The organism is Exiguobacterium sp. s192 (genome assembly GCF_018618795.1).
GTDB classification, from domain to species: Bacteria; Bacillota; Bacilli; order Exiguobacteriales; family Exiguobacteriaceae; genus Exiguobacterium_A; species Exiguobacterium_A undae.
The window spans coordinates 109,229-122,842 of sequence record NZ_JACSMS010000006.1 but is presented as its reverse complement, the minus strand read 5'-3'; the positions used below and the strand labels follow the sequence as shown (position 1 = coordinate 122,842).

11 protein-coding genes are annotated in these 13,614 nt (G+C 46.9%); 1 reads left to right on the top strand and 10 read right to left on the bottom strand.

The window, feature by feature from the left end:
* Nucleotides 1-101: 101 nt before the first annotated feature.
* The 4 genes from KNP87_RS11390 to KNP87_RS11375 form a co-directional block, all read right to left on the bottom strand.
* Nucleotides 102-2,783 carry a glycoside hydrolase family 70 protein gene (locus tag KNP87_RS11390; RefSeq protein ID WP_214721726.1) on the bottom strand — a complete coding sequence of 894 codons (2,682 nt, stop codon included), beginning with the start codon at nucleotides 2,781-2,783 and terminating at the stop codon, nucleotides 102-104.
* Between the two features lie 210 nt (nucleotides 2,784-2,993).
* The gene (locus KNP87_RS11385) at nucleotides 2,994-6,335 is read right to left on the bottom strand and encodes a hypothetical protein (protein ID WP_214721725.1); all 3,342 of its coding nucleotides are present in this window, start codon (nucleotides 6,333-6,335) and stop codon (nucleotides 2,994-2,996) included.
* A 538-nt stretch (nucleotides 6,336-6,873) separates the two neighbouring features.
* Entirely contained in the window at nucleotides 6,874-7,287 is a 414-nt protein-coding gene (locus KNP87_RS11380) for a hypothetical protein (RefSeq protein WP_214721724.1), read from the bottom strand.
* 65 nt (nucleotides 7,288-7,352) lie between these two features.
* Complete coding sequence (locus tag KNP87_RS11375) at nucleotides 7,353-8,594, bottom strand: UDP-glucose dehydrogenase family protein (protein WP_214721723.1); 1,242 nt, start codon at nucleotides 8,592-8,594, stop codon at nucleotides 7,353-7,355.
* A gap of 110 nt (nucleotides 8,595-8,704) precedes the next feature.
* Here KNP87_RS11375 and KNP87_RS11370 point away from each other — a divergent pair, with 110 nt between their 5' ends.
* Entirely contained in the window at nucleotides 8,705-8,950 is a 246-nt protein-coding gene (locus KNP87_RS11370; protein ID WP_233550726.1) for a hypothetical protein, read from the top strand.
* Between the two features lie 66 nt (nucleotides 8,951-9,016).
* Here KNP87_RS11370 and KNP87_RS11365 read toward each other — a convergent pair whose 3' ends face one another.
* From KNP87_RS11365 to KNP87_RS11340, 6 genes are all read right to left on the bottom strand, one after another.
* Complete coding sequence (locus tag KNP87_RS11365) at nucleotides 9,017-9,865, bottom strand: pirin family protein (protein ID WP_214721722.1); 849 nt, start codon at nucleotides 9,863-9,865, stop codon at nucleotides 9,017-9,019.
* Nucleotides 9,866-10,027: 162 nt separating this feature from the next.
* Nucleotides 10,028-10,459, bottom strand: coding sequence for a helix-turn-helix domain-containing protein (locus KNP87_RS11360; protein WP_214721721.1), 432 nt, complete (start codon nucleotides 10,457-10,459; stop codon nucleotides 10,028-10,030).
* A 118-nt stretch (nucleotides 10,460-10,577) separates the two neighbouring features.
* Nucleotides 10,578-12,083 (bottom strand): SdrD B-like domain-containing protein, encoded by a 1,506-nt coding sequence (locus KNP87_RS11355; protein ID WP_214721720.1) that lies wholly within the window; start codon nucleotides 12,081-12,083, stop codon nucleotides 10,578-10,580.
* A gap of 169 nt (nucleotides 12,084-12,252) precedes the next feature.
* The gene (locus KNP87_RS11350; protein WP_353049369.1) at nucleotides 12,253-12,747 is read right to left on the bottom strand and encodes a hypothetical protein; all 495 of its coding nucleotides are present in this window, start codon (nucleotides 12,745-12,747) and stop codon (nucleotides 12,253-12,255) included.
* Nucleotides 12,683-13,105, bottom strand: coding sequence for a 3-hydroxyacyl-ACP dehydratase FabZ (gene fabZ, locus KNP87_RS11345; RefSeq protein WP_012371522.1), 423 nt, complete (start codon nucleotides 13,103-13,105; stop codon nucleotides 12,683-12,685). Before fabZ ends, KNP87_RS11350 begins: the two co-directional genes overlap by 65 nt.
* A 26-nt stretch (nucleotides 13,106-13,131) precedes the next feature.
* Nucleotides 13,132-13,428, bottom strand: coding sequence for a DNA-directed RNA polymerase subunit beta (locus KNP87_RS11340; protein ID WP_026831949.1), 297 nt, complete (start codon nucleotides 13,426-13,428; stop codon nucleotides 13,132-13,134).
* Nucleotides 13,429-13,614 lie beyond the last annotated feature (186 nt).

Sequence of the window (13,614 nt, the reverse complement as noted above, 5' to 3'; positions counted from 1 at the left end):
CCCGATAATATTGGAATAATGTGGAATATTGAAAATCATTTACCTGATTCGTTTATTTTAAAGCAAAACATCCATCACCAAAGCGGTGATGGATGTGAAGCTTACTTGACGATGACTTTAAAGGTTTTGACAACCTTGTAGTTTCCGACCGTCGTATACGTGACGCGAATGGATGTTGTTCCTTTGTTAATGGCTTTGACTTGACCTTTTGTCGAAACCGTCGCGACCTTTTTGTTGAGTGACGCGTAGCTGACAGACTTGATTTTATCTGTCGCGGCCGCGTAACCGATTGTCGTGACTTGACCCGGCTTCAATGTTTTTTGGGTTGCTTTGAGCGTGACGCTGTTGACTTTTGTTTCGATCGGCAATGTCGTCGTTAAGACGAAACCGTCTTTTAATGTGACCGTTGCGGTGACGGTTGTCTTCCCAGCCGCTTTACCAACAAGGCGTCCCGTTGTATCGACTGTTGCTTTTGATGAATCGGCTACTTGATAACGAATCGACGAGACAGCTGATGCGCTATTCGCGACTTTCGTTTTCAGGTTGATGCCTTTTCCTTGGTAGACACTTGCTTTTTCAATCGTTGCAGTTGGTGCTTTTGTTGTTTGTGGAACGAAGACACCAAGGTATCCGTTCACTTCTGCCGTTCTCATTCCTTTGACTGGAACTGTCAAGATACCGTTTTTATCAGTGACGAGTTTCGTCTTGCTGATGCCGCTTGCATCGACGAAAACTTGGTTCGTATGAAGTTTACCCATATCGACTTTGATTGTCGTGTTGAGTGCTGATTTTTTCCCGATGACTGTCGCTACACCCGTGTTGCGGTTTTTACCGAGACGAACGCTTGAGATCAAGTGATCTCCAGCAACTTTTGACGTGTTCGCTGTGTGAGACACGACTTTTTGAGCACCGTATGCGTACTGCTTGCGGACTTTCAACAAGTTCGTGATTTCCTCATAATATGGTGTTTGTTTCGCCATATACGAAGCATCGGTCTGATACAAGTCACCATAATAGACAGTCGGGACTGTGTCTTTGTTCGTCAGCAAGTAAGCATACTGCGAAACGACGTTATCGACCGAGTATTTTTTCTTCGTGCTTGCGAGTTCTGCATTGTAGATTTTAAGTGCTTGCTTCTCTGTTTCTTTATCGTACATTTTTTCGAACGATTTTGGTTCTTCGCCTGCTGCGTACTGGACGCCTGTTTTGATACCGTAAAGATCGAGCATGATTTGGTTGACGCGGTTTTTCTCTTGGTCATGGTTGTTGACGAATGACCAGTTCGCAGATACATCCGTCGAACCTGCTCCTGCACGGTTAACGGTTGAACCACTTGCGATGGCACTTAACGGACGTTTTGATGCTTCGTTTCCGAGTGCATTCCGCATCGTGAAGTAGAGCGGCGAATCCATGATGAGCTGCTCATCATTGTTTGCCTTCATGTATGATTTTTGCTCTGATTTGTAGCTCTCGATGTAGCTCAAGTGCTCTTTTTTACCAAAGTGCTCTTTAGCAACTTCTGCTTCAGCTTTTAAAATCGCTACATCGTAGTGTGACGCCGCATCGATCCGGAAACCGTCAAACTTGTATGTCTCAAGCATCCACTTCATCCAGTTCTTTTGCTCTTTGATGACTTCTGTGTTCGAGTTAGCCAAGTCTACGCCAAGCAAGAACTCATCATTGTTCGTCATCGTCTTGTTATAGGCTTGCAGTGGGTAACCCGTCTCGTCGACGAACAGGAACTGATCTTCGATGTCGATGCCTGAATTGTCATTTTGGTACGAACGCTCTTCCGATCCGTATCCGTAGACCGCTTGTGTCTTCATGTAGTCTTCCGTCAACTTGGCAATCGTTGTGTTATCTGCTGATGCAAGGAGTGCTTCTTTTGTCTCAAAACCGTTTTCTTTCATATAAGCGAGGTATCCCGGATCTTTCGCATATTGCGACAACATCGGTTTCCAGTTTTGCGGCGAGACTTCATACCAGCCGTCAGCTGCAAGGTACGTATCGACGACGTTCAAGCTTTGTGTTTTCGACGCTTCGATCAACCATTCCGGAAGGTAGTTTTTCTCATCGTTTGGTCCAAAGTAACGGTACGGTTTACCGTCTTTGTCCGTCATGACACGTCCTGTACCTTGACCTTGTAGTGACGTTCCGTTTAAGAAGGTTTTGTTCCACTCTTTGAGGTAACCGTATTTCGCTTGCCCCATTCCGCCACCTTTTGTATAGGCGAGGTAAGGTGTCGCGATTGTTTTCGTTGTTTGTCCACCTGTGTACGGATTTGCGAACGGCTCACCTGAGCTTGTCGCACGACGAACGAAGACGGCTTCACGCTGGTTTAAACCAAGCATTTGGTTCGGTACCAAATCCATCTGAACCTTGATGTTGTCGTCATGTAGCATGTCGACCATCATTTCGAGGTGACTGGCTTTTCCGTATTTCGTCGCCGTTGCTCCGCCTGGTCCTTGCGGGAACTCACCGAAATCATAACGATCAGCGATTGCATATCCTTCCATGTAACGTGCCATGTCAAACGAACGGTAAGCTGGTGGCATCCAGACGTCTGTCACACCCCATGAGTTCAACAAGTCCCCTTTTTTAGCGAGTGTCCGGTACATATTGCTGTCGTACGGTTGGTAGAGGCTGAAGCTTTGGAAGATAACGTGGTTATCCAGCTTTTCACCTGATGTATAGGCTGCTGCTTGTTTTGGTGCGACGCCAAGACTACTTGCTGCTACGAGAGTAGCCAGTAATCCCGCTGATACTTTTTTCGTGTTCTTCATTGGTATTATTCTCCTTTATTATCTGTATGTATTTGATTGTTTTTTCCTTTAATTACTAATCAATATCACATAATTTACCACCTTTCTTTTGTCATGACACCTGTAAATTTTTAAAAAAAGTCAATAGATTTGCTAAAATGCAATCGATTGCGCTAATCACAACAAAAAAACACCTTCCATCCATTTCTGGACAGAAGATGTTCGTAATGCTTAGTTCAATCCGAGAAGAACTGCTTTCTCGTAGCCGCCAGTCAAGACAGAGTTGTCATACGACTGAAGCTCTTTGTTAACCGTGATGACATTCGACAATGTTTTGAGCGTACCTGCTGGAACTTTGATCTTGACGATATCAAGTCCGTTCGAGAGGTTATCATCTGAGTCAGCAAGCGAGATGCTTGTGCCGACCGGCAAGTTTTTCCCGTTTAATGTGTACTGAGCTGTACTTGTTGCATCGTACATACCTGAGTACTGAACACCTTCCGAGAACTTGACGCGGATGACGTCTTTTTCGTCTTTTGCGTTAGCAGACACTTTTTCGATTTCGAACGGTGAAACAACTGGTTTAACAGGCGTTTTCATGATTTTGAAGTCATGTGTCGCTGTAGCAACCGTGTTACCGACATCATCTGAAAGTGATTTGACGACGACTTTCCACTCTTCGCCGTATCCTGCGTTGTCGACGAGGTTTTGCAGGCTTTGGTTGGCTGCGACACGGAAGTTCATGTCTGAACTGTTTGTGTAGCCAACAACTGAACCATCGATTGTGACGATTTTGCCGTCTTTGTCTTTACCGATGAACTCAACTGTTGTTTTCGGCGGCAAGACTGTACCGTCCGCGTTGATGAGTGGTGTATCCGCTTGATCAAGACCACGTAATTTAACCGGCTCGCTCATCATGACGTTGAAGTCGTTTGAGAGGAGGATACGGTCGATGGCATTGATTTCCGCACTCTTCAGATCTGGTGTGTTAAGCGGTGAACCAGAGTAATTGAGGTCGAGTGACAAGGCATCGTTTTTCTCGCCGTTCGCTTCTGCTTTGACAGAATCTTTCGCGAGCGTGATTTTGAACTTATCGTTGTAGTAGTTTTCTTTCGTGTTGACGGTATCGTAGATTTCCGTCCAGTCTTTCTTGAGCTCAACGAGAACTTCGCCTGTTTCTTCGTTGTAGTATGTGATTTCAGCGTACTGGCTGAAGTCTTCATACAACTTCGTGCCTGAGTTGTAACGCTCCAGTTTCATTTTCGAACCAAGGAGTGCTTGAACATCAGCAAGGCTGAGGTTTTTGAGTTGTTTGCTGAACATCACACGGAATTGTTCAGGCGACTCGACGACGACACCAGCTGTCGGTTTGACTGTATCTGCTGCAACTGTGAAGTCGAGGTTTTGTGTCGTTCCGATGTTCGACTCATCTGAAAGGGCCGCGAAGTCCATTGCATCCCAGATCTGAAGTGAGTGTTTACCTGGCGTGAAGTACCCTTTTTTCGGTCCTGGGTAAGCTTCTTCTGCTTTGACAGCTGCCATCATCTGTTCATCGTTCAATGTGATGATGACTGTATCGCGGCGGTCGACGCCCTCTTTGTTATCGAAGCCGAGATATTTCACGTCGAAGTATTTCTCGCCGAACTGACCGTCGATTTTGAATTTCGCATCAGCGATTGCTTCTGAGAACTTCACTTCGAGTTGGTTCAAGCCGACTGCTTTAACAGACGTGACTTCCGGTTGACGTGCATCCGTCAATTTGAAGCTCGCTTTTGATTTGACTTCTGTATCCGTGCTGCTTGTGATTTTCGCAAGGACTTTGACCGTCGCGTTGTCTTGGAGCGGTGTTTCTTTATCCAAGATGACTTCGAAGGCTTTTGGATTCGAAGGAACTGACTTGATGCCGATGACGCGTTTCATCCCGTCGAATTGCTCGATTTGGATGTTGTCATTTGCCAAGTAATCTTCTTCGTGAAGACTTGGTCTCATTTTATCAAGTCCGAATGACTTGAGTAACAACTCACGTGAAACGGCTTTGTCGAGGAAGATCGTCACACGATCCGCTTGGTTTGATTCAGCTGCAAGGACATTGATCATCTCAACCGGAGCCGGCGTGACCATGACTGTGCTGAACTTCACTTTTGCTTGTCCATCGATTTTACCGATCAAGTCTTTGTACTCACCGTTGACTGTCTCGATGATTTGCGCATCGATTGTCGCTTCGAGATCCGTGTTGCTGAACTCAGAAGTGAGGAGGACTGTCGCTTTACCGTCTTGGATTGTGACGCGTTCTTTCGCAAGCGAACCGAATGATGTCGATAATTTCAAGACGATATCGTCTGCTTTCATATCCACTTCACCAGTTGCTTTGTTTTTCAATTGGAATGTCACTTCCGTGTTGTCTGATCCGTTTGCAAGGATCGAAGACGCTTTTGGTGTGACTTCGAGCATCCAGATGTTTTCGACGCTTTGCGTCATGAAGCTGAGTGAACCGAGGTCTTTCGCGACGCCACCGATGAGGATGCCTTTCGCGTCGACCGTGTAATCTTTACCATACTCTAAGCCTTCGACTTCGAGGACAGCCGATTTCTTGTCAGCGCTGAGTGTTGCTGATTTGACTGTACCGCCTGCGATTTTGAAGTTGTCTGCAGTAACAGAATCAACGGCACGTGAGAACGATACTTCGACTTTGTCTTTGCCGAGTGCTTTTGCTGAAGCGAGAACTGTGTTTGCAACCGTGAAGTCCATCGCAGCTGATTTCACATCGCCGACTTTGACGACATAGCTGTGTGTGCCTTCCGGAATGCCACCTTGTGACGCCATGAATTTCCCTTTAGAAAGAGATCCTTTGACGACGATCGGTGCTTTCGTCATATCTTTACCTGGGTAGATCAAGAGTTCAGCCATCGCACCCACAGCTGGGTACATGACGTCTGCTTTAACAGAAAGTGTCTGATCATCGACGCTTCCCATGACGTTTGAGATCATTGCTGCTTTCACTTCATAGTTGATTGAACCTGTCACGACAGAGTTCGCACCTTTGTACGTGTAAGCAATTTTATATTTACCGGCTTTTGATGTGCTCGGTGTTTTGATGTTGAATTTGCTGATCGGGCGTTTCACGATGATGCCTGATTTGTAACGGATGCTGATCGTACTTGGAAGAACGACTTTGCCTCCGACTGGAACTGGTTCGAGGACTGGTTCGAGGATATCAACGACATAGTTCTGAAGTTCTACTTTGAGGACTGCTTTTTTCGAAGTGCCGGCAACTGTACCGTAAAGGACTTGGTACTTGTTGATGTACTTCGTTTCAAACTTCACGGAGCCGCTCCATTTAACAGAACGCATTTCGTATTTGCCGTTTGAAAGTTTGACTTTGACCTTTGTCGGCAATGTCAATTTCTTAACCGCATACTTTGAACCACCTGCGTGTTTCATCAAGATTGGTTCGATGTATTTAACAGAGACCTTTGCTGCCGCGTCAGCAGCAACCGGTGCGACGACAGATGCAGTAACTGCGAGTGCAGCTGCAGCAGCGTACAATTTGTTGGTTTTTTTCGAGTAAGCCATGTTTACAATTCCTCCTCTTGTCTTTCAAAACTAAAAGCAACAATCCCAACCAGATAACCTACACTTAAAGTAAAATATTTGTAAATATTTACTTTAACCCATGCAACAATCCTTCTGTCTTCTTCGGAGGAATACGTTCTGTTTCACGCGCCGATCCATCGCCTATTCAGTAGACGATCGTCAGTGATCCATTATGTATCCAGTTTGGGATGAACAGAAAGATGTTGTCGAAACCCTTGAATATGAAAGATTTCAGTATGTGGTAGGTTTGTACCAAATCACACTTCTAAAAAAGTGAATGACTCAGCTACAGGTTCAATATACAAAACCCGGAAACTAACGACAATAGGTTTTTTGTAAAAAATAGGTGAATAGTAGTAACTAGTAAAATATATTTACAGGCTGTATATGGAAATTAAAAATCTAACTGTCCTTTTTTAAGAAAACGCTTACATTTATATAGAATTTCAGATAAGTCAATATTTTTGTGAAATAAAATAAAGATAGACACTTGAACAAAAGTGACTGTCTTTTTGACTCATAACACCTTTTGATTGGCTTGTTCGATTGCTTCCAAAAAAGCATCCCGACGAAATCGATGGTCGGTGTCCGCTGTCACTTCAATCACTTCATCCAGTCGACGCAATTGGATCGGTAAGCCACGTCCAATCCATTCCAACTGTTGTTGTAAATGGTGTCTCGCCTGATCCAGCGTATGTCGTTCTGCTGCGACGAATTGCCGTAAGTACTGCAAGACATAACCGAGTCCGAATTCGATCGGAATCCGTAATTCGGCTCCTTTGTCCTTGATGCGAATCAGACCGGCGCCGTAATGAATCGCACGTTCCCATTCTTCACTCACCCGTCGATACCAGTTGCCGTTCGTCAAACAATGAATTTCCAGTGCGCCTTTTGGACCACTCGGCATGACGCTGAAATAATCGATTTTCATTTTGGGTCTCCTTTTCACCATTAAAAATAGGATGAATCCGTAGCGGACTCACCCTATATGACAGGTCAGAAGGTTTGATTGTTCGAAAATGTTTTATTCGGACGTCCAATCCCTTCGTATTGGACGTTTCCTGGCTCATTGACGTAAGCCCAACAGTTCCTGCCGTCGACCAGACGCGCCGACTTCATTTGTTTGACTAAAAGTTCTGGCGTGATCTGTTTGATTTCATCCCACTCCGTCATGATGACAGCAAGATCTGCTCCTGCAACTGCTTCTTCAATGGATTCCTTTTGATCAAGCAGTGTTTTTGCTGCCGGGTCGTATCCTGTAACGGTGACACCCATCTTCGTTAATCGCTCGGCGAGACGTAGTGCCGGCGCATCCCGTAAATCGTCTGTTCCCGGCTTGAACGCTAATCCCAACAAAGCAACATGAAGACCAGGACTTGGATTGATTTTGTCGAGGACATATTCCAGTTGTGCTTCGTTTGTCCGGTCAGCTGCTTCAATGACATGAAGATGTTCGCCTTGTTGTTGTGCCAGCGTCGTCAAGGCAGCGATATCTTTCGGGAAACAAGAGCCCCCATAACCTGCGCCCGCCTTCAAGAAGGCAGGACCGATCCGCGGATCAAGACCGATTCCGTGCGCTACATCTTCGACATCTGCTCCGACAATATCGGCTAATCGGGCAATCTCATTGATGAAACTGATTTTGACCGCCAAAAAGCTGTTGGCTGCATATTTTATCAGTTCTGCCGTCGTCGGATCCACATGAACGATTGGTGCATTCGTTTTGAACAAATCCGTCAACGTCTCGGCCAACTGTTGATCATGCGCCCCAATGATAACGCGATGGGGATTACGCATATCACGAATCGCTGTGCCTTCCCGTAAAAACTCCGGAACCATCGCAAAACGTAACGATGGATAGACCGTCTGTAACTTTTCCGTCGTTCCCGGTGGTACTGTCGATTTCATGACGACAGCAGCGTCCGGTTGAATCGAATGAATTAACTTGACCACTGCTTCGACGGCCGATAAATCACAACTCCCATCCGCCCGTTCTGGTGTTCCGACAGCTATCAGATAAAGATCAGATACCGGATACTCTGTCGTGAAGGTCAGACGACTTTGATTTTGTTGTAATGCTTCTTCGATTCCTTCTTCCGTAATTGGAGCAATTCCGTTCGACAGACGCTCCATTCGTTCTTTATTTAAGTCCACACAGATTACATCATGTTTCGCGTCGGCTAGTCCAATCGCGGTCACGAGTCCGACATAACCGGTTCCAATTACCGTCACTTGCATCTCATCACGTCCTTCGTCAGTTTCCCTGTCTTCACTATACGGGAGCGAAAGCGATTTGTGCATCGAAAAAGCTTTTCGAATACGCTATACTGGATACGGGAATGGGAGGAATGCTCGTGGCGATTATCATCTTTTGCCTCGTATGTCTCTTCGCATATCGTATCCGGAAGCTGCCTGAAGCGATTCGGACGATCTTACTTATCCTTGGGTTACTCAGTGGATGGTTCGCGCTGTTTGAGATCATCAGTTATTTAGAGGCCAACCCCTACCTGGCTGCCATCCCGATTACACTTGGACTTGGCTACTGGTATTGGTGGCGTAAGAAAAAACGGACGACCGATTCCACCTCATCCTAAGGTTGAGCGGTGTCCGCCTATCAATGAAACAAAACCAGTCCACTTGTGGAACTGGTTTTTTTGTCGTCACAAGACAGCCGGTGGTCCGAACTTGCCGTCGTGGTAATCCCGGTACGCCTGACGGATCTCGTCTTCCGTGTTCATGACAAACGGTCCGTAGGCAATCGTCTCTTCCCGGATCGGCTGTCCGGAATAGATCAAGATCTTCGTCCTGCTGACAGCCATCAGTTCCAGTCCACTGTCACCCGACGCCTGTTCGTCAAACGTCAGTGTCGCGGCCATCGTCTTCGCAAGCCGTGTCTTGTTTGCTCCGGCTTCGATCTCTCCCGCCAAGACATACATAAACGCATTATGGTTCGTCGGGAGGACGTGTGTATACGTCGCACCCGGTGCGAGTGCAATCTCACTCATCGTGATCGGAACCAGACTGTCGAGTGGTCCGGTCACCCCGGCAATATCACCGGAATAGACCCGGACCTGTCCCCCGTCGAACGGTACGACCGGCGCTTCTTCGAGCAGGACGTTTTGATACGACGTCGTCGTCTCCTTCAGACGTTTCGGGAGATTCAGCCACAGTTGCAGCGTATGGATCAGATCGTCATCAACCGCTTCTTCCGCGTGACGCGCCGCCCAACCGGCGTTCATGTACTGAACATCCCCTGCGTCGAGGATTGAATGTCCGCCGTGATTATCGATATGCTCCAGCCGTCCGTCAATCACGTAGGTAATCGTCTGGAAACCGCGGTGCGGATGATCGGAAAAGGTTCCGCGTTTGAACCAATCTTCCGCCATCAGAATGAACGGATCAAACTCGTCTTTTCGCTCCGGCGGCAGGACCCAGCCTTGCTGGACATGGGGGTAACCGTTTTGCTGATACGTCACTTGCCAGTGTTGTGCAACATCGCGTTGGAACATCTCTTCGACTCCTCTGCTTAATAAGATATCTTCATTGTCGCACAGTCCGTTTCGGAAGCAGAACTGGTTTGCTTGTTCAGGTTTTCTAAGGCAACTTTCTCTTCCCTGTCAAAAAAAACGACCCCGTACTATCTCGGGATCGTTCGTTTGGTACCGTCTGATTTAAAAACGGTTCGCTTTTTGTTCGAGAATGGCAATCTTTTCTTCGATCTCGAGCAACTTCAGTTCATGTTCGAGTTCAAGACGACGTTTTTTCCGCTTCAGCTGGCTCAGTTCTTCCGCAACCGATTCCGGTGATGCTTCCGGACGAGGTGGGGCCGTCTGATCCATCGACTGGCGGAGCGGATCAAACAAGTTCGACTTCGCGAACTTCGCTGCTTCCGGTCCAAACAAATCATTGATGATCGGCAACACTTTGTTCATCGCGTTCCCTGGAATCTGCGACTTTTCGTCGACGAGACGTTTTAACGCCAGTTCATCGACCAAGTACCCTTTACCATCCTGTTCGGCATGCAGTTCGCCTGTCCGAATCCAACGACGGACCGTTTCTTCCGAGACACGTAACAATTCACTGATCTGTTTTGTTGTTAACATCGTCATCCCTCTTTCCATTCATTTGATACCCTTACTATACACACGTGTGTGCGTGTGTGTCAATCGAGACACACATCAAAAAGCCCTCTGAACCGATTCGGTCCAAAGGGCTTCCCTGTTATCCAGCGCGTCGTAACAATAACCAAAGTCCGACTACAGCAAGACCTGCTCCAGTTGCTGCATATGGGAACGGTTTGTCTTCACCCGCTTGCGGGAGACGTTCGTTTGACGTCGTGTTCGTTGTTTGTTGATCCGCTACGTTCGTCGCCGGTGCTTCGACCGTCTTGACCGGTGTTTTCGTCGGTGTCGGTGTTGGCTTCGGTGCTACGACTGGTTTTGCTTTTGCGATTTCCGCGACGAGGAAATACCCCATCGTGTCTTCCGTCAATGTGATCGAATCCGTCGTTGCTTTGCGTTCGAACAGTTTCAAGAACTCATCGTACTCCGGGAATTCTTCTTCCTCTTCATCCGCCATGCCGACCGCCAATGCTTTGACACTGGCTTTCGTCATTTCAAATTCAAACGAATCCATCAAGTCGTCCAGTGAGATGTGGTGCATCGCTTCCACCGTGTATCCGGAAGCGACTTCTGTTTTGACTGTGTACGTACCAGGTGTTAATTCAATCATCAATGCGTCGTCTTTTCCGACTTTCTCCGTATAAACGTCGCTGCCTGTGATCGCATCCGTCACCGTATACGTCGCAGGAAGTGTTTGCTCCGAGTAACCTGGAATCTTGTCGGCGTTCGCATCAAAGAAGTTCGTGACGAGCAATAAGTTTGAAAAATCCAACTCTGCTTCTTCATCATAACCGTATAAACCGGCATCGATTTGTACATTCTCACCGGCTGTCAGTTTAACTTTCGCCATATCATCCTCATCAAGGTCAGAATCGATTGTCGGATCCGTTCCCTCGTGTTGCGGTGAAGTGGAGTAGTAGCCGATGTCCATGCCGTAGACGTCGATGTAGTATGTGCCCGGCTTCAGGTCCTTAAACGAATAAAGACCGTCTTTTGTATAGGCTTCGTCGACAACGTCATAGTCCGCGTTCAAGAGGTAGACCGGCACATCACTGATACGCGTTTCTTTCTCTTGACGGATTCCATCTTCGTTTTCATCATACCAGATCGTTCCGCTGATCGTTCCTGTCGTCGCGATCGGTTGTTCCGTCTCCGGTTTTGGTTCTTCTTTAACAGGTTCTTCTTTGACCGGCTCTTCTTCAACTGGTTCCTCAACAGGAGGATCTTCCTTGATTGGTTCTTCTGCTGGTGGTTCTTCCGTCACCGGCTCTTCTGGTGTCGGTTCTTCTTTGACTTCACGACCAAACTCAATCAAGACCGTTTTCGTTTGATCGGCCGAGACGATCTTGACGACTGGTGCCGTCTCTGCCGTGAACGTCACGATCGGTGTTTTCGCGATGTCGATCTCTTGTCCTGTCACGCCCTCTTCAAAAACCAATGCGGTTTCCGATTCGAGGTTGACGACTCCTTCACCCGTAAAGGTTAGTGTGTAAGGATTCGTTCCCGTTCCTTTGACGTCCCACGTCAGTGCTGTTTCCGCTTGTGCCGGTGTGATGACACCAAAAACAAGCAAACAAGCTAGTATGTACATTCCAATTTTTCGCATTATGTTTATTTTCGCCCCATTCTTTAAATATGTTCTACCTAAATTCTAAACAATACAGTAAAAATAAACCAGTCCTTTTTTCAAAGATCATTCGGAATCAGCCGACTTAAAATAAAAAAGAAGCATACGATAACCGGGAACGATTGGTTATCGTATGCTTCCTTTGCTTTTATCGCACGACTTCGAGCGGAATCTCAATGCCGCGTCCTGCACCCGCATCGATGATCAAGACCGGTAAGCGGTTTTCATCAAATACTTCTTTTTCGATGGTCGTATCGGACGTATACGTTCTGACTTCACCCATTTTTTTTGCTTCGAATGAAACAAATGGGAACGGAATCGACTGATTGGCGACATCCAGTCGGATATCGACTTGCTGGTCGTCGAGTCGGATATCGTTTGCCGTGCGAATCGTCAAACGCATTCGATCATTTTCCGTTGCTGAAATCTGAGCCGAGATGTTTTCTGTTTGTCCAGCACGTTTGACAGGATCGATGATGACCGTCGGGGAAGCGGTCTCCACCTCGTCAGCACGTTGACAACCAGGAACGACAAGCAGCGAAATCGCCAGTGGAATCAGCCAGCGCTTCATCACATCTTCACTTGATCGCGAAAGTGAGTTCAGCGGTACAGGCGACTTCCCCATCGACCGTTGCTGTGGCACGCCCTTTACCAATCGGTCCACGCAGTTTCGTCAGTTCGACTTCCAGCCGGAGCTGGTCACCGGGGACGACTTGACGCTTAAACCGGCAGTTTTCAATACCCGCGAAGAAAGCGAGTTTTCCTTGATTCTGTTCCATCTTAAGGACAGCAAAGGCACCGACTTGCGCTAATGCTTCGACGATCAAGACGCCGGGCATGACGTTGTAGTCTGGAAAATGACCATTGAAGAATTCTTCATTGGCCGTGACATTTTTGATTCCGACCGCCCGTTTACCTTCTTCGACTTCTAAAATCCGGTCGACGAGTAAAAAGGGATAACGGTGGGGAATCACTTCCTTGATTTGTTCAATCGTATACATATAAACAGCTCCAATCACTGGTTAGTTTAAGATTTCGTCCAAAAATCGGTGATGCGGGTCCATGTGTCGAGCTTAAGGACATCCATCGCTTCGCCACCACCAAGTGTCGCATACCCAACCATCGCACCGATGACTAACGCAACGACGACTAACAGAAGAACGATCAGTAAGCGAACGATAATCGGAACACGACGTGAGGAATACTCACGCATCTTTTGACGCTGTTTCGGTTCCTTGTCTTGTTGTCCCTGATTGTCTGCTTGTTGATGACGTTTGAGACGTTCACGTGTCGGTTGGTCTGTTCCTGCTTGATTTTGTACCATCTTGATCACCTTTCGTTGAGTCAGTCTAAGAACATCATAGCATATTAGTACCTGGTATTAAATAGTTTCGATTTAGCTACAAAACCGTTCTTTTTTTAAGTGTAACATGCACAAACGAGGAACTTGTAAAAAAAGTTCTGCATTTTATATATAAGGAAGAGAAGTGAATCCACCTGCTTTTTCAAA